Origin of the sequence: Nocardia carnea, assembly GCF_029868855.1 — a bacterium.
Classification (GTDB): domain Bacteria; phylum Actinomycetota; class Actinomycetes; order Mycobacteriales; family Mycobacteriaceae; genus Nocardia; species Nocardia carnea_A.
In genome coordinates this window covers 1-16,449 of the sequence record NZ_JARWOV010000338.1, presented here as the reverse complement: position 1 = coordinate 16,449, position 16,449 = coordinate 1, and the positions used below count along the sequence as shown (strand labels likewise).

Genomic DNA, 16,449 nt, shown 5'->3' with positions numbered 1-16,449 from the left:
CGTCATCGCCTCCTGTAGCTCTCGCCGGCGGACGGCGCAGGCGGTACCGTGCCCGGCGTTCTGCCACAAACGCAGTGGGACTGCGCTTGCCGATAGCCATACCCATTCGATTCCCCCGCATGCAGCCCGCTGCGGGCGCGGCGGCGCGCGCCGCCGGGCCCTGGGCGCCGGGGGCGCCCGCCCCCCCCCCCCCCCCCCCCCCCCCCCCACGGCCGATCCGGTACCGTGTGGCCGGCAATACGAGTTCTCGGGGTGAGCGGAGTCGGTATGCACAGGGTGCACGCGGGTGTTGTGCCCACCGAGCGGGTGCTGGTTTACGGTCTGGCCGGGACGGCGGTCCTCGCGGCCGTGACTGTGCCGACGGTAATGCTGTTCGGGCCGGGCCGGATCTTCACCGGGCTGGTCCTCGGCGCGCTTCTCGCCATAGCTGCCCTGTTCGCGCTGTTCAAGCGGGACGCCGTGGTATTGACCGAAGACGCCATCCACCGGCGTACCCCGTGGTCGGTGACCAGTATCGAATGGGAACGCGTTGTTGCCGGACGCTTCGGTCTCGACGAACGGTCGCGGTGGTCGCTGGCGCTGGATCTGATCGGGGGTGAGGAATTACACAGCGAATTGGTTCTGCTATCGATTCCGCCGGTGGCCGGACCGGTCTCCGGTGCCTATGACCTGCGAAAACGGGAGCAAATTACCGAGATTCGTAATATCTTGCGGCACAAGAAGATTCCGGTGACCGTACTGCCCGATATCGCCGGTGCCCTGGAGAAACACTGGCAGATCGCACCGCCGGTCCGCTGAACCCGGGACACGCCCGGGCCACCGGCGCTGATACGCCACCGTATGCACAGGGTGTCCGAATTGCTGCGATCATGTACCTCGACCGCCGTGAGATAGAGGAGAGGGCTGGTGCGCGTAGTCCGGACAATCGTGGGGGTTCTGACGTTGGTCGCGGCGTTGTGCGCCGGACTGCCGGTGGTTGCGCAGGCGGATACGGCCTGGCACCCGGGACTGCTGCTGTCCGCCGAACCACTCGACCGCGAATGGGGCGGACTCGACGATGTGCAGCGCCTCCGCTACGTCACCACGGGGCCCGGCGGGAAACTGGTCGCCGCGGAAGCAGTGGTGCGGATTCCGGACGGCGCCGTCCCGGAGGGCGGCCGCCGGATCGTCGCGTGGGATCACGGCACGTCCGGTGTGGGGCAGCAGTGCGGGCTGACCGGTTCTTCCAAGCTCGAAAAGGAGACGGGACCCGTCGTCCGCCGGTTCAACGATGCCGGTTACGCGGTGGTCGCGCCCGACTACATCGGTTTGAGTCCGGGCTCCCCGGTACCCCACCCGTATCTGCAGACCAGCACCGCCGCGAGCGCCACCATCGACGCAGTACGTGCCACCCGGGCCGCGTTCGGCGGCCTCTCCGACAGCTGGGGCGTCGCCGGATACTCCCAGGGTGGCCACGCCGCGCTCGGCACCGGCCGGTACGCCGCGGAGTATGCCCCCGAACTCGATTTCCACGGCACGGTGGCCTTGTCCCCGGTCAGCAATATGGAGACGATCTTCCTCCGCTCCCGGCCGGACCAGCCCGAGATGCCGGGATTCCCGGGACGCGCCGTCACCATGGTGCTGTCCGGTATGGCCGGTGCCGGGCTGAATGTCGACGACTACCTCACTCCGGTCGGCCGGAATTTCGTCGGTGAACTCGGTACCGAGTGCAATTCCGGCACCGCCGAAATGCTGGCCGAGGCGGAAATCGGGTCCATGTTGACGCGGCCGCTCGACGATCCCGAATTCGCGCCGATGATGCGCGACTATATGAGCGTGCCGGTCAGCGGCTACCAGGACCCGATTCTGATCGTCCACGGTGCCTACGACACCGTCGTCCCGCTACCGTTCACCCTCGCCCTCACCGGCCAGTTCCTGATGAACGGAACCCAGCACCAGCTCCGGATCCTCGAGGCCGGCCACGACGTACCCCAGCGGGGCGGGCTGGATTACGCCCTCGGCTTCTTCGCCCGGGAGCTTCCGCCGGGCTGAGCCCCGAACTGCCGTCACGACGCGCCTGCAGGGCCGTGCTTCGACCGGCACCCATCGGATCGTGCCGGTGTGTGTGGGGGCTTCACCTCGACCGCTGGGTGACCGTGGGTGGTCGAGGCAGGCTTGCGCGGGGCCGCCGGAAGGGTGGCTAGCCTGAGCTGATGCGCCGGCTGAGCGTTATCGACGGAATATTTCTGCGGACCCATGCGGGAATGGGAACACCCATCGCGCTCCAGGGGCTGTGGCGTACGGCCGATCCGGTGGATACCGGCCGCCTCGACCGGTTGCACGCCGCCCTGCGCGTGGGCCCGCTCGGCCGCCGGGTCGTCCGGTCCGGAGTTCCCGGCGCCCGGGACCGCTGGCAGCCCAGTATCCGCGCCCACCCCGTCGATATGGCGCCGGCCCCGATCCCCGTGGACGAGATCCTGCCCTGGGCGGACGGACGCGGCGCGGATCTTGATCCACGGCACGGCCCCGGCTGGCGCCTGTCGGCGGCGCCGGTCACCGACGGTGGCACAGTCGTCGCCCTCACCTGTTCACACGTTCTCGCCGATGCGCGGGGGCTGGTAATCGCCGTCGAAAAAGCGCTGGGGGCGTTGGGTGAAAACGATACGGGCCCCGGCCTCTCTCCGGGCCGCGACAGTTGCCCGGGCAGTAGTACGGAGGCGGGTGGTGATCCGGGATCGGACTGGGCTGATGCCGCCGACATCTGGACGACGGTCCTCATCGGTACCGCCCGTGCCGCACGTATCGTGCTCCGGCGGGGACGATTCGCCGGACGGATCCGGTTCCGGCGGCGGTCGCGGGAGATATCGGCAAGCACGCCCGGCAGGAGCCGGCCGGGGTGGGAAACCGGATCGGGAGAAGTGCGCACTGCCTCCGGTCCAGCGGGGAACGCGCCACGAGAATCGTCCGCCGCGCCGATCAGCAGCTCGGCCGTGAACGCGGCGGAGAGCCCTGCGATTGTCGACAGGGACGCGGGCGAGAACCGAAACAATGCCACCGGCGCAGAGACCCCCGGCGGTGATCACGGGACTCCAGGCGTTGATCACGGAATGCCGGCCGGCGGTCACGCGGCCGATTCCGGTACCGGCGACCCGGCCGGTACCGCCGGACTCCCGGTGCCGGCACTCGTGCTGCGGTGTCCCGCCCGGGAGTGGGACCGAGTAGCCGCGGTGAGCGGCGGTACGGCGAACAGTCTGTTCGTCTGGTTCGTGGCGAACACGCTGTGGGCCGCTGGTTTCCCCGAACGAGACATCGTGGCCAGCCTGCCGGTGGACACGCGCGACGAGCCCCGGATCGACAACGATCTCGCCATGACCGAAATCGTCGTCGCGCCCGGTGACGAACCCGGCGCGATCCGTGCGAAATCCCGCGCCGCCTACGAGCGCCGGATCTCGAGCCCCGGCGGGCTGCCGGAGGAATTCCTGCATATCGTCCCCGACCGAGTGGCGTATCTGTTGTCCCGGGGCGCCGGCGAGCGCGACATCCTGTGCTCGAATATCGGCACGATTCCGGCGCCGCTGCACGCCCTCGGCCCGCACGACTGCACCGGGGTCGCCGCCCGCGCCATCCATCCCGGGCTCACTTACGCGCGCCGCCCACGGACCCGGCTGTCCGGTTACCTGTGCCGATTCCACGGTGACTACCTGCTCACGCTTGCAAGCCTCGACCCCGCGCGGGTGTCCGGCGCCGCCGAACTCCAGCGGCTCGCCGCGGCGACCGCGCAGCGAATCAGCCTGCCTGTGGTCCCCTGGTGACGGTCGATCAGGTGGCCTTCGCCGGCCGGTGAGACAAGGGCATCGGACGCCGCACCCAGGTCAGCGGTTGTCGCGGTACCAGCGGATCAGATTGTCGGTCGAGGAATCGTCCTGCGGCGCGGGATCTTCGGCCGAGGTGAGCAGCGGCGCCAGCGCGAGCGCCTGCTGTTTGCCGAGTTCCACACCCCACTGGTCGAAACTGTCGATTCCCCAGATCACTCCCGCCACGAACACCTGATGTTCGTAGAGCGCGATCAGCTGGCCGAGCACCGCGGGTGTCAACTGCGGCGCCAGGATCGTCGTGCTCGGGCGGTTACCCGGCATCACCTTGTGGGGCACCAGTTCCGGGGGTGTGCCCTCCGCGGCGATCTCCTCCGCGGTTTTCCCGAACGCGAGCACCTTGGTCTGCGCGAACAGATTGCTCATGAGGATGTCGTGCATACTGCCGGTGCCGTCGCGGGTGGGCAGATCGTCGGTCGGCCGGGCGAAACCGATGAAATCGGCGGGAATGAGCCGGGTCCCCTGGTGCAGCAGCTGATAGAACGCGTGCTGACCGTTCGTGCCCGGTTCGCCCCAGAAGATCTCACCGGTGGACGTGGTCACCGGGGTGCCGTCGGCGCGCACCGATTTACCGTTCGACTCCATGGTGAGCTGCTGCAGATAGGCCGGGAAACGGGCCAGATCGTTCGAATACGGGAGCACCGCCCGGGATTGGGCACCGAAGAAATTCGAGTACCACACGCCCAGCAGCGCGAGCAGCACCGGCGCGTTGGTTTCCGGCGGTGCGGTCGCGAAATGGCGATCCATGGTGTGCATACCGGCCAGGAACTCGGCGAACCGATCCGGGCCCACCGTCACCATCACCGACAGCCCGATGGCCGAATCCACCGAATAGCGGCCGCCCACCCAATCCCAGAAGCCGAACATATTGGCCGTATCGATCCCGAATTCGGCCACCCGCTCGGCATTCGTGGAAACCGCCACGAAATGTTTCGCCACCGCGTCCGCGCCCAGCGCGCCGGCCAGCCAGCGGCGGGCAGCCGTCGCATTGGTCAGGGTTTCGAGGGTGGAGAAGGTTTTCGAGGCCACGATGAACAGGGTGGTCGCCGGGTCCAGGCCGGCCAGTTTCGCCACCAGATCGGCCGGATCGACATTGGACACGAAACGGGCGTCGATCCCGGCGTCCACATAGTGCCGCAACGCCTGATGCACCATCACCGGACCGAGATCCGAACCGCCGATACCGATATTGACCACAGTGCGGATCCGTTCCCCGGTGACACCGCGCCACTGTCCGGAACGGACGGCATCGGCGAAATCGCGCATCCGGTCGAGCACCTCGTGCACCGCGGCGCCGGCGTCCTCGCCGTCGATGGTGACCGAACTGCCCGGCGGTAGCCGCAATGCCGTATGCCCGACCGCGCGATCTTCGGAGGTGTTGATATGGCGGCCCTGCAGCATCCGGTCCCGCTGCGCCGCCACCCCGGCCTCGTCCGCCAATTCGACCAGCAGGCGCAGAGTTTGCCGGGTGATCCGATGCTTGCTGTAATCGATCAGCAGATCACCGGCCGTCACTCTCAGGTCACGGCCACGCGCCGGATCCTCGGCGAACAGATCCCTGAGCCGAAGGGCAGCGATCGCCTCGTGATGATCCAGCAATTTCCGCCATGCCGCCGAAGCGGTGATGTCGACGCTCACACCAGCCGAGCGTACAACCTCTGTCCGCGGCACGCCGGAGGCTTCGCCCATGAATACTGTCTCCACGAGCCAGGGCTATTCGGCGGTCGGCGATTTAGGCTGAGACGTATGGCCTCAGAAACCGATGTACTCGATTCTGTACCGACGCAGCTGTGGATCGGGGGTCCCGTCGATGCCGCCGGTGGCGGCACGTTCGCGGTGCACAACCCCGCGAACGGGGAGGTGATCGCCGAGGTCGCGGATGCTACTCCCGAGGACGCCGTGCGGGCGCTGGATGCCGCGGTGGCGGCTCAGGCGGACTGGGCGGCGACGCCGGCGCGGGAGCGGGGCGAGATCCTGCGTTCGGTGTTCGAGCGGATCACCGCGCGGGCGGAGGAATTCGCGTTGCTGATGACTCTGGAGATGGGTAAGGCCCTTCCGGAGAGTCGTAACGAGGTGCGCTACGGTGCCGAGTTCTTCCGCTGGTTCAGTGAGGAGGCGGCGCGGATAAGCGGCCGTTATCTGCATGCCCCGTCGGGGACAGGGCGGATTCTCGTGCACAAACAGCCGGTCGGGCCGTGTCTGGCCATCACACCGTGGAATTTCCCGCTCGCGATGGGGACCCGCAAGATCGGCCCGGCCCTCGCCGCGGGGTGCACGATGATCGTGAAACCGGCGTCGGCCACTCCGCTCACCATGCTGTTGCTGGCGAAGCTCTGCGCCGAGGCGGGGCTTCCCGAGGGCGTGCTGTCGGTGATCACCTCTCGCCGTTCCGGCGCGGTGACCCAGCCGCTGCTCGACGATCCCCGGCTGCGCAAACTCACTTTCACCGGGTCCACCGAGGTCGGCCGGTCGCTGGTCGAGAAGTCCGCACACGGTCTGCTGCGCACCTCGATGGAACTCGGCGGCAACGCGCCGTTCGTGGTGTTCGACGACGCCGATATCGACGCCGCTGTTCAGGGCGCCATGCTGGCGAAACTGCGCAACGGCGGCGAGGCATGTACGGCGGCGAATCGCTTCCACGTGCAGCGTGGCGTGCTGGCGGAGTTCACGGATAAATTCGCCGCGGCCATGAACGAGCAGGTGCGAATGGGACCCGGAACCGACCCGGAGACCACACTGGGCCCGCTGATCAACTCCGAACAGCTCAGCACGGTGTCCGAGCTGGTCGACGACGCGGTATCCGCCGGTGCGACCGTGCGCCTGGGCGGTAAGGCCCCCGGCGGCCCGGGTTGGTTCTACCCGGCGACCATCCTGACCGATATCCCCGACGGCGCCCGGATCCTGCGCGAGGAGGTGTTCGGCCCGGTAGCTCCGATCGTCGCCTTCGACACCGAAGACGAGGGGCTGGCCGCCGCCAACGACACCGAATTCGGGCTGGTCAGCTATGTCTACACGCGGGATCTCGACCGGGCACTGCGGGTGGCGGAAGGTTTGGAGAGCGGCATGGTGGGGGTGAACCGCGGCGTCATCTCCGATCCCGCCGCGCCCTTCGGTGGTGTGAAGGCCTCCGGATTCGGCCGGGAGGGCGGTACCGAGGGGATCGAGGAGTATCTGTCCACGAAGTACATCGCGATGACCTGAGCCGTGACATACGACCGCCCCGGGGCGTCTTCACCCGGGGCGGTTCGCGGCAGTGCGGCGGTCTGCGGGCCGCCGCATGTGGTTTCGGGCGGTCTACCGGCCGAGCCGGCCGCGACCGAGCCGCAGCAGCAGCATTGCCAGCGTATGACCCTCCTGGCCCAGCTCACTGAAGCGTTCCAGCACCTTCATCTCGCGGCTGTGCACCAGCCGGGTGCCGCCGGAGGCCATCCGGGTGCGGCCGATAACGCGCGAGATCTCGGTCCGGCGTTTGATCGCCGCCAGGATCTCCGCGTCGAGCTGGTCGATTTCCTTACGAAGCTTCTCGATCTCGGCTTCGGTCCGAGGGAGCTCCGATTCCGTGCCGGTCGTCGAATCCGACCCGGTCGCCGTGGCGGGTGTGCTCATCATTCATCTCCTCGTGTCAGAACCTGGATCGCCATCGCACCGCTTTGCGTTACCGGTCCAGAGTTCCTTCACCGTGAAACAGACCCGATGGGTCTGGTAGTCCCGTTACCCCCTACCTGCCCCTACCGTCTCAGGTGCCCGGGCTGTGATCCCGCTGTGCACACAGCCGGAGCGGTTGTTTCACAAAAGGGCAAACCATGCAGCCAGTTTGCCACGCTCAGAAGGGTCTGCAAAGTCAAGATTGCGTTCCCGGCGCCGGGAACGGCCTACCGTTTTCGTCCGAGTGTTCGATCGAGTCGGGGCGTAGCGGTAGCGTGAACAACCGATGGACACCACGGCTGCAACTCGTTCGGATTCGCATTCCCGCCCTCAGCGCTCCGCCGCCGGCCGCTCGGGTTCCGGCGCGGACGAGCGCGGCCCGGATGTGCCGACGCTACCCGGTCTGGAAGCGGCGGGCGTTCCGCCGCGTCCGCCGGTGTCCGGCGCCCCGGCTGCCGGCGGCGCGCAGGGCGGGCTGGCGGCGTTGCAGCGCCGCGTACAGGCCGAACAGGCCCAGCAGCGTACCGAGTCGGCGCAGCGGCGCTCAGCGGAAGCCGCAGAGCTGCTGGAAGGGCTCAATCCGCAGCAGCGTGCGGCCGTTCTGCACACCGGACCACCGCTGTTGATCGTGGCAGGGGCGGGCTCGGGTAAGACCGCTGTGCTCACCCGCCGGATCGCGTACCTGCTGGCCGAGCGTGGGGTCACCCCAGGGCAGATTCTGGCCATCACGTTCACCAACAAGGCCGCTGCGGAGATGCGGGAGCGGGTCATCGAGCTGGTCGGTCCCCGGGCCGCGAGCATGTGGGTGTCTACCTTCCACTCCAGTTGTGTGCGTATTCTGCGCACCCAGTCGGCGCTGCTGCCGGGGATGAATTCGAACTTCTCGATCTACGACGCCGACGATTCGCGCCGGCTGCTCACCATGATCGGCCGGGATCTGGAGCTGGATCCCAAGAAATTCTCGGCGCGGATGCTGGCCACCGCCATCTCGAACCTGAAGAACGAGCTGATCGGCCCGGAGCAGGCGAGTTCGGATGCCGAATTCGAGGATGTCGAGCTGCCGCGGATCGTGGCCCGCGTCTACACCGAATACCAGCGGCGGCTGCGGGCCGCGAACGCGCTGGATTTCGACGATCTCATCGGTGAGACCGTCGGCCTGCTGCAGAAGCATCCCGAGGTCGCCGAGTACTACCGCCGCCGTTTCCGGCATGTGCTGGTCGACGAGTACCAGGACACCAACCACGCACAGTATGTGCTGGTCCGGGAACTGGTCGGGCACGGCGCGGCCGATCCGGCGGCGGCGACAGAAGCTGCCGATACCGAGGCCGGGGCGGCAGCCGCCGCCGGTACCGAGACCGGAACCGCGGCGGCGCGGCCCGTACCGCCCAGCGAACTCTGCGTGGTCGGCGACGCCGACCAGTCCATCTACGCGTTCCGCGGCGCCACCATCCGCAATATCGAGGAATTCGAACGCGATTTCCCCGATGCCGAGACCATCCTGTTGGAGCAGAACTACCGCTCCACCCAGAACATCCTGTCGGCTGCCAATGCCGTGATCGCCCGCAACACCAACCGGCGCGATAAGCGTTTGTGGACCGACGCCGGTGAAGGCGAGTTGATCACCGGGTACGTCGCCGACAACGAACACGACGAGGCCGCGTTCGTCGCCCGGGAGATCGACCGGCTGGTGGACGCGGGCGAGGTGGGCTACTCCGATATCGCCGTGTTCTACCGGACCAACAACAACTCCCGCGCGCTGGAGGAGATCTTCATCCGGATGGGGCTGCCGTACAAGGTGGTCGGCGGGGTTCGGTTCTACGAGCGCAAGGAAGTCCGCGATATCGTCGCCTACCTGCGGGTACTCGAGAACCCCGACGATGCGGTGAGCCTGCGGCGGATCCTCAACACCCCGCGCCGCGGGATCGGTGACCGCGCCGAGGCCTGTGTCGCCGTACACGCCGAACAGCGCGGTATCGGTTTCGCGGAGGCCCTGCGCGATGCCGCCGTCGGCGAGGTGGCGCTGCTGAACACGCGGGCGCGCAACGCGATCGCCGGTTTCGTCGAACTGCTCGAGCAGATCCGGGCCGCGGGGGAAATGGACGAACTCGATTTCCCGGATGTCGGGGCGGTGGTGGAGGCCGTCCTGGACCGTACCGGCTACCGGGCGGAGCTGGAATCCTCGGATGATCCGCAGGACGGTGCACGGCTGGACAACCTCAACGAACTGGTCAGCGTGGCCCGCGAATTCAGTTCGGAGGCCCGTAACGCGGTGGAAGCCGCCCGTGCCGAGGGATTCGTGCCGGAAGCCGGGGAGGGCGAGCCCGAACCGGGTTCGCTGGCCGCGTTCCTGGAACGGGTCTCGCTGGTGGCCGATGCCGACCAGATTCCCGACGAAGGGTCGGGCATGGTGACCATGATGACCCTGCACACGGCCAAGGGACTGGAATTCCCGGTGGTCTTCGTCACCGGGTGGGAGGACGGGCAGTTCCCGCATCTGCGGGCCCTCGGCGATCCGGCCGAACTGGCCGAGGAGCGGCGGCTGGCCTATGTGGGTATCACCCGTGCACGTCGACGCCTGTACTTGACCCGTGCGGTGGTCCGCTCTGCCTGGGGGCAGCCGGTGTTCAACCCGGAGTCCCGGTTCCTGCAGGAAGTTCCGGATCACCTCATCGACTGGCAGCGGCTCGAACCGAAGCGTTCGTCGGCCCCCACGCAGTACGGCCGCCGGGCCACGGAATCCTCCGACGACGACTGGACGGGTGGCTGGCCCCGGGGCCGGGAAACACGCCCTGGCCCGCGCGAGGGCCGCTCGGCGCGGGTCGCCCGCAACAATGTCGGGCTGGTACTCGCAGTCGGTGACCGGGTCAGCGACGACAAATACGGGCTGGGCAGAGTGGTCGCGGCCGACGGAGTCGGGGATATGGCCAGTGTGACGATCGATTTCGGCAGTAACGGCAAGATCCGGCTGATTCCGAAGTTCAGTCAAACCCTCACGAAGCTCTAGCGGAACTCCCGGTGCGGCGCGGTAGGTTTCGGTCATGAAGTCTGTGGCGCAGCATCTGATGTGGTTCCTGCCGATGCTCTGGCTCGGCATGGTGCTGGCGATCTCGTTCCTGGAAACGCCGTTGAAGTTCCGCGCACCGGGAGTGACCACGGCTCTCGGCCTGGGTATCGGCCGTATCGTTTTCCGGGCACTGAATACGGTGGAGTCGGTGCTGGCAGTGGTGCTGCTGGCGGCCGCGGGGATACTCGGCCCGTCCGGAGGGGTCTGGCTGTGGCTGGGCCTCGCCGTGGGGATCCTGCTGGTTCAGGTCGCGGTGGTGCGGCCTCCACTGTCGCGGCGGTCCGACCGGGTGCTCGCCGGCGAAGAACTGCCGCGTTCGACAGCGCACTATTGGTACATCGGCCTGGAAGTGGCCAAAGTGGTCGTCCTGATCGGGCTGGCGATCAGCGTCGCGCCCTGACTCGGCCCGCCCGGATACCCGGGCGGGCCGCGGCGCGTCCCCGAGTGGAGCGGCGCCCGGACCCTGCTCAGTCTCTGTTGTCGGTGAGGCTGATACCGCGGGTGGCCAGCCAGGGGATGGGGTCGACCTTGTCGCTCCCGTTGAGCCACACCTCGAAATGGACGTGGGGTCCGGTGGAGAAACCACGATTACCCATCGTGGCGATCTGGTCGCCCGCGAGAACGTAATCGCCCACCGACACCGTGGTGGTATCGACATGGCCGTAAACGGTGATGGTGCCGTCGGCGTGCAGCAAGCGGACCCACATACCGAAGCCCGCCGCCGGACCGGCGTCGATGACCTCACCGTCCGCGACCGCGTAGATGGGAGTACCGATCGGTGCGGCGATATCTACGCCCAGATGCTGAACACCCCAGCGGGCACCGAAACCGGAAGTGAAGGACCCGGCGGCGGTGAAATGGGCGAACAGCGGCCGGTACTTGGCCTCTTCGGCCGCCGCCAGATCCTTTGCGAACTCCGCGCCGTTGGCCAGCATCTCGCCGAAGCGGCTGGTGTCGAGCGATGCCCCTCCGGTGAGCATCTGCGGTGAATGCGGATCCACGGCCGCCGGCCCTTCGGTGGCCATCGACTGGGCGGCGATCTCGTGCACCGAGCCCGCCGCCTCGTAATCGGTGGCCTGTTCCGCTTTCTGTGGTTCGCCGGGCGCAGCGGTGGCACACTGCCCGGCCGCGACGACGGCACCGGCCGCGACCGCGACCACCGCTGCCCGGCCCTTGAGCGCGGACGGCGGGGCGGCGACCCGATGGGCTCCGCGGGAGCGCGCCGACCGCGATTCCTCGTCGGTCTCGGGCCTCGCGGGGGCGTTCGCCAAGGCCTCGGCGACCGTACTGGGCCGGTCGTACGGCGCGGGCTCGGTGGTGCCGGCGGGAGTGGGTTCCTCGGCCCAGGTCTGCGCCTCGGACCAGCTCTGGTGGGTGTTCCAGTTCGGATCGCTGTGCCAAGCGGGTTTATCGGTGCGGTCCCAGCCGTCTTCCCCGCGCCAGTCGCGGCCCGACCAGGCGGTGGTCTGCGCCGCCTGCCACGACCCGCCCTGCGGTTCCGGCCAGGAGGTCCGGTGTTCCTGATGGGCGGTTTGCGGCTCGGGCCATGCTGCCGGTTGCGGCTCCGACCACGCTGCCGGTTGCGGCTCCGACCACACAGCGGTCTGCGGCTCGGCCGAACCCCGCCCGGTGTGGGCGTCGCCGGATTCTGCCCAGCCCTGGTTGGTCGCCCAGAAATCGTCGGCGGCGCTGCGCTGGGAGTCGCTGCGCTGGGAGTCGGCGGCAGCGGATGCCGCGGCGGTGTTCAGCGGACGCCTGCGCGACCGGCTGTCGCCGGGGGCGCCGAAAGCATTGAACGGCTGGGGGGCATCGGCGGCCGGTGCAGTATCACTGCGAGGCCGACGGCGATGGCCGTTGTACTGGGCGTCCAGGGTGCCGTGGTGGTTCATCAGCGGATCCGCATCCGATCGGCCATCCGAAGGGTTGTTGTACAGGGAATACGTCCGGCCGGGACGGGACGCGGCGTCGGGAAGGCTGTTACCGAACGGCTCTGCGATTGCGGAGCGGTGTGCTGCGTCAAGCTGCCGTCCTCTCTCAACCTGCTCACGGGAGCAACATCACGGAGATCTCTACTCGCGCGACAACCGGATTCGCAAGCAACCACGCCTGGCGCGCTCGTGATCGGGCTGTGACATCGATCGGTTCGACGGTAACGAAACGATTGCGACGCGGCAAGCGGTAGGACGAATCCAAACGTTACTGTGACATTGATCACGTTTCAGCGTTGTGATAGCTCACTAGCGGAAACGCTGCGTGGCGATCCCGGAACCCTTCCGCCCGGGTGTCGCCTCCCGGCATCCCGCACCGCCTGCGGATCCGCCGGGAAGCTACTCGCCGGTAGCCATGGCCTGCGGGTTTGGGCTCCCCGCCACCGCGCCCGTGACCTGTGCCACTTAGGATGAACGTGCCCGATCGGCCGTCCCTATGAGTGGTTAGAGTCCGAACGACCCGCTACCGACGTCGGGCCGCCAACAAAGACGTTGTCATAGCAACGCAGACGAGACGGTGAATACATGGATCTCTTCGAATATCAGGCGAAGGAGCTCTTCGTAAAGCACGGGGTGCCTTCGTCGGAAGGCCGCGTGACCGACACTGCTGAGGACGCCCGCGCCATCGCCGCGGAAATCGGCAAGCCGGTGATGATCAAATCCCAGGTGAAGGTCGGTGGCCGCGGCAAGGCCGGTGGCGTGAAGTACGCGGCCACCCCGGATGACGCGCTGACCCACGCGAACAACATCCTCGGCCTGGACATCAAGGGGCACATCACCAAGAAGATCCTGGTGGCCGAGGCGAAGGATATCGCCGAGGAGTACTACATCTCCTTCCTGCTCGATCGGGCCAACCGCACCTACCTGGCCATGTGCTCGGTCGAGGGCGGTATGGAGATCGAAGAGGTCGCCGCCACCAAGCCCGACCGGCTGGCCAAGGTGCCGGTCGACGCGGTCAAGGGCGTCGACCTCGCATTCGCCCGCTCCATCGCCGAGCAGGGCCACCTGCCCGCCGAGGTGCTGGACGCCGCCGCGGTGACCATCCAGAAGCTGTGGGAGGTCTTCGTCGCCGAGGACGCCACCCTGGTCGAGGTCAACCCGCTGGTGCGCACCCCGCAGGACGAGATCCTGGCGCTCGACGGCAAGGTGACCCTGGACGAGAACGCCGACTTCCGGCACGCCGACCATGCGGAGTTCGCGGACAAGGACGCGACCGATCCGCTGGAGCTCAAGGCCAAGGAGAACGACCTCAACTACGTCAAGCTCGACGGTGAGGTCGGCATCATCGGCAACGGCGCCGGTCTGGTCATGTCCACCCTGGACGTCGTCGCCTACGCCGGCGAGAAGCACAGCGGCGTGAAACCGGCCAACTTCCTCGATATCGGTGGCGGTGCCTCCGCCGAGGTCATGGCCAACGGCCTGGACGTCATCCTGAACGATTCCCAGGTGAAGAGCGTTTTCGTGAACGTCTTCGGTGGTATCACGGCGTGTGACGCGGTGGCCAACGGCATCGTGAAGGCGCTGGAGATCCTGGGTGACGAAGCGAACAAACCGCTGGTGGTCCGCCTGGACGGTAACCGGGTGGAAGAGGGTCGCAAGATCCTCGCCGAAGCCGCGCACCCGCTGGTGACGCTGGCGCAGACCATGGACGAAGGCGCCGACAAGGCCGCCGAACTCGCGGCCCGCTGAGTCGACCGCCCAGTCAAAGGACACACAGAACTATGTCTATCTTCCTCAACAAGGATTCGAAGGTCATCGTCCAGGGCATCACCGGCGGCGAGGGCACCAAGCACACCGCGCTGATGCTGAAGGCCGGTACCCAGGTCGTCGGCGGTGTGAACGCGCGTAAAGCGGGCACCACCGTCTCGCACACCGACAAGGACGGCAACGCGGTCGAGCTGCCCGTGTTCGCCACCGTGGCCGAGGCCATGGAGAAGACCGGCGCCGATGTGTCCATCGCCTTCGTGCCGCCGAAGTTCTCCAAGGACGCCATCATCGAGGCCATCGACGCGGAGATCCCGCTGCTCGTGGTGATCACCGAGGGCATCCCGGTGCAGGACACCGCCTACGCATGGGCCTACAACGTCGAGAAGGGTGCCAAGACCCGGATCATCGGCCCGAACTGCCCCGGCATCATCACCCCCGGCGAAGCGCTGGTCGGCATCACCCCGGCCAATATCACCGGCAAGGGCCCGATCGGACTGGTTTCCAAGTCCGGCACCCTGACCTACCAGATGATGTACGAGCTGCGCGATTTCGGCTTCTCCACCTCCATCGGTATCGGTGGTGACCCCGTGATCGGCACCACCCATATCGACGCCATCGAGGCGTTCGAGAAGGATCCGGAGACCGAGCTGATCGTGATGATCGGTGAGATCGGTGGCGACGCCGAGGAGCGGGCCGCGGCCTATATCCAGGCCAACGTCACCAAGCCGGTCGTCGGTTACGTCGCCGGGTTCACCGCGCCCGAGGGCAAGACCATGGGCCACGCGGGTGCCATCGTGTCCGGTTCGTCGGGCACCGCCCAGGCGAAGAAGGATGCGCTGGAAGCCGCGGGTGTGAAGGTCGGCAAGACGCCGTCCGAAACCGCCGCCCTGGCGCGCGAGATCCTGGAGAAGGCCGCGGTCAGCGCCTGATCCGGTGCTCCGGTAGAACTCGGGAGGCCGTCCGCAGACGCGGGCGGCCTTCTGCTTTCCGGGCTGCGCTGCGGTAACGCCGTCCGTGCGGTCCGGGTTATCCACAGCTGGATTGTTCGGTGATGACCTGTACGCGTGTGTGCAGTAGCGTCAAAGGGAATTCAGCCGTCAAGTACGTATGACTCGACCTAGGAGACGACGACATGTCATACCCGACCGGGGGCTCCGGGTACAACGCACCCGTTCCGCCCTCCGTTCCGCCCAATCCCGGCCAGCCGCAGGCAGCCGGTGGTGCGAATGCCGCTGAGGCCGGCGGGAAAGGCCTGCCGTTCTTCCTGACCATCGGTGCTGCTGCCGTGGGCGTGCTCGCCTTCCTGCTGGGCTTCTTGGCCTATGTGGGCGCGGATACCGATATGGACCTGCCCTCGTCGGCCGATACCAGCCTGAATCTCTGGGAGTACCAGGAAGCCTCGATCGGCGGCCTGCTGTTGATCGCGGGTCTGCTCGCGGGCCTGTCGCTGCTGCCGAAGCAGAATTGGGTCGGGGTTTCCGCGGCCGTCGCGACCGGTACCTTCCTCACCATTTTGTTCCAGCTGTTCACCCTGCCCGAGGGGGCCAAGGCCGAGATCGGGTTGTATCTGATCCTGGTCCTGGCGCTGGTTCAGGCCGGCCTCGCCGTCGCCGTGGTGCTCTTCGATGCGGGCATCCTGTCCGCGCCGGCCGGCCGCCCGTCCGCGCCGTCCGGTTTCCCGGCCGGTCAGCAGCAGGGTTACGGCCAGCAGCAGTACCAGGGGCAGCAGAGCTACGGTCAGCAGCAGCCGGGCTACGGCCAGCAGCAGTACAGCAGCGGCCAGCAACAGCAGCCGGGCTACGGTCAGCCGGGCCAGCAGCAGGGTTACGGTCAGCAACAGGCTTACGGTCAGCAGCCGCAGCAGGCTCAGCAGCAGTACGGTCAGCAATCGCCGTACGCCGGTGGCCAGCAGCAGTCGCCCTATGGACAGCCGCAGCAGCCGCAGGCGGGTTACGGTCAGCCGCAGCAGCAGCCGGGTCAGCCGGCCCAGCCGTTCGGCGGTGAACAGGGCTCCGACCCGGCCGGTGACGCCACCCGCGCGTTCCGCCAGTCCGACGACCAGAAGTGATCCACGGCGGTCCCCCGCCCGGCGGGGCGGGGGGGCCCCCCCCCCGGGGCCCGCGCCCGCGAAAAAAAAAAGATGCCCCCCGGCCCCCCCCCCCCCCCCCCGGCGGGGGCGGGGCGCGGGGGGAGG

The 16,449-nt window shown here is 67.7% G+C and carries 12 protein-coding genes; 9 read left to right on the top strand and 3 right to left on the bottom strand.

Annotated features, from left to right (window positions below; genetic code table 11):
• Positions 1 to 267 precede the first annotated feature (267 nt).
• The 3 genes from QH195_RS34225 to QH195_RS34215 all read left to right on the top strand — a co-directional run bounded on the left by QH195_RS34225 (position 268) and on the right by QH195_RS34215 (position 3,791).
• Complete coding sequence (locus tag QH195_RS34225; protein WP_280438443.1) at positions 268 to 798, top strand: hypothetical protein; 531 nt, start codon at positions 268 to 270, stop codon at positions 796 to 798.
• A gap of 108 nt (positions 799 to 906) precedes the next feature.
• Positions 907 to 2,031: a lipase family protein gene (locus QH195_RS34220; protein ID WP_280425365.1), complete on the top strand. Its 1,125-nt coding sequence runs from the start codon at positions 907 to 909 to the stop codon at positions 2,029 to 2,031.
• A gap of 161 nt (positions 2,032 to 2,192) precedes the next feature.
• Positions 2,193 to 3,791, top strand: coding sequence for a hypothetical protein (locus QH195_RS34215; protein ID WP_280438442.1), 1,599 nt, complete (start codon positions 2,193 to 2,195; stop codon positions 3,789 to 3,791).
• 60 nt (positions 3,792 to 3,851) lie between these two features.
• On the opposite strand, the gene pgi is transcribed toward QH195_RS34215, so the two are convergent.
• Positions 3,852 to 5,489: a glucose-6-phosphate isomerase gene (pgi, locus tag QH195_RS34210; RefSeq protein WP_280438441.1), complete on the bottom strand. Its 1,638-nt coding sequence runs from the start codon at positions 5,487 to 5,489 to the stop codon at positions 3,852 to 3,854.
• Between the two features lie 108 nt (positions 5,490 to 5,597).
• Here pgi and QH195_RS34205 point away from each other — a divergent pair, with 108 nt between their 5' ends.
• Entirely contained in the window at positions 5,598 to 7,052 is a 1,455-nt protein-coding gene (locus QH195_RS34205; RefSeq protein ID WP_280438440.1) for an NAD-dependent succinate-semialdehyde dehydrogenase, read from the top strand.
• A gap of 93 nt (positions 7,053 to 7,145) precedes the next feature.
• Here the strand turns inward: QH195_RS34205 and QH195_RS34200 are convergent, their stop codons facing one another.
• Positions 7,146 to 7,457, bottom strand: a complete 312-nt coding sequence (locus QH195_RS34200; protein ID WP_062973841.1) for a chorismate mutase — start codon at positions 7,455 to 7,457, stop codon at positions 7,146 to 7,148.
• A gap of 325 nt (positions 7,458 to 7,782) precedes the next feature.
• Here QH195_RS34200 and pcrA point away from each other — a divergent pair, with 325 nt between their 5' ends.
• A complete protein-coding gene (pcrA, locus tag QH195_RS34195; protein WP_280438439.1) occupies positions 7,783 to 10,500 on the top strand; it encodes a DNA helicase PcrA in 2,718 nt (905 codons plus the stop codon).
• A 34-nt stretch (positions 10,501 to 10,534) separates the two neighbouring features.
• Complete coding sequence (locus QH195_RS34190) at positions 10,535 to 10,960, top strand: hypothetical protein (RefSeq protein WP_280438438.1); 426 nt, start codon at positions 10,535 to 10,537, stop codon at positions 10,958 to 10,960.
• 67 nt (positions 10,961 to 11,027) lie between these two features.
• Here QH195_RS34190 and QH195_RS35350 read toward each other — a convergent pair whose 3' ends face one another.
• Positions 11,028 to 12,449 carry a peptidoglycan DD-metalloendopeptidase family protein gene (locus QH195_RS35350; RefSeq protein ID WP_432278868.1) on the bottom strand — a complete coding sequence of 474 codons (1,422 nt, stop codon included), beginning with the start codon at positions 12,447 to 12,449 and terminating at the stop codon, positions 11,028 to 11,030.
• 624 nt (positions 12,450 to 13,073) lie between these two features.
• Here QH195_RS35350 and sucC point away from each other — a divergent pair.
• The 3 genes from sucC (at position 13,074) to QH195_RS34170 (ending at position 16,323) form a co-directional block, all read left to right on the top strand.
• Complete coding sequence (gene sucC, locus QH195_RS34180) at positions 13,074 to 14,237, top strand: ADP-forming succinate--CoA ligase subunit beta (protein ID WP_280425371.1); 1,164 nt, start codon at positions 13,074 to 13,076, stop codon at positions 14,235 to 14,237.
• A gap of 32 nt (positions 14,238 to 14,269) precedes the next feature.
• On the top strand, positions 14,270 to 15,184 hold the full coding sequence (gene sucD / locus QH195_RS34175) for a succinate--CoA ligase subunit alpha (protein ID WP_062973685.1): 915 nt from the start codon (positions 14,270 to 14,272) through the stop codon (positions 15,182 to 15,184).
• Between the two features lie 203 nt (positions 15,185 to 15,387).
• Positions 15,388 to 16,323 carry a DUF5336 domain-containing protein gene (locus tag QH195_RS34170; protein ID WP_280425372.1) on the top strand — a complete coding sequence of 312 codons (936 nt, stop codon included), beginning with the start codon at positions 15,388 to 15,390 and terminating at the stop codon, positions 16,321 to 16,323.
• Positions 16,324 to 16,449: the final 126 nt, after the last annotated feature.

Coding starts and splice junctions, on each gene's coding strand:
- QH195_RS34225 (WP_280438443.1), top strand. CDS start 268: ATGCACAGGGTGCACGCGGGTGTTGTGCCCACCGAGCGGGTGCTGGTT.
- QH195_RS34215 (WP_280438442.1), top strand. CDS start 2,193: ATGCGCCGGCTGAGCGTTATCGACGGAATATTTCTGCGGACCCATGCG.
- QH195_RS34205 (WP_280438440.1), top strand. CDS start 5,598: ATGGCCTCAGAAACCGATGTACTCGATTCTGTACCGACGCAGCTGTGG.
- QH195_RS34200 (WP_062973841.1), bottom strand. CDS start 7,457: ATGAGCACACCCGCCACGGCGACCGGGTCGGATTCGACGACCGGCACG.
- pcrA (WP_280438439.1), top strand. CDS start 7,783: ATGGACACCACGGCTGCAACTCGTTCGGATTCGCATTCCCGCCCTCAG.
- QH195_RS34190 (WP_280438438.1), top strand. CDS start 10,535: ATGAAGTCTGTGGCGCAGCATCTGATGTGGTTCCTGCCGATGCTCTGG.
- QH195_RS35350 (WP_432278868.1), bottom strand. CDS start 12,449: ATGAACCACCACGGCACCCTGGACGCCCAGTACAACGGCCATCGCCGT.
- sucC (WP_280425371.1), top strand. CDS start 13,074: ATGGATCTCTTCGAATATCAGGCGAAGGAGCTCTTCGTAAAGCACGGG.
- sucD (WP_062973685.1), top strand. CDS start 14,270: ATGTCTATCTTCCTCAACAAGGATTCGAAGGTCATCGTCCAGGGCATC.
- QH195_RS34170 (WP_280425372.1), top strand. CDS start 15,388: ATGTCATACCCGACCGGGGGCTCCGGGTACAACGCACCCGTTCCGCCC.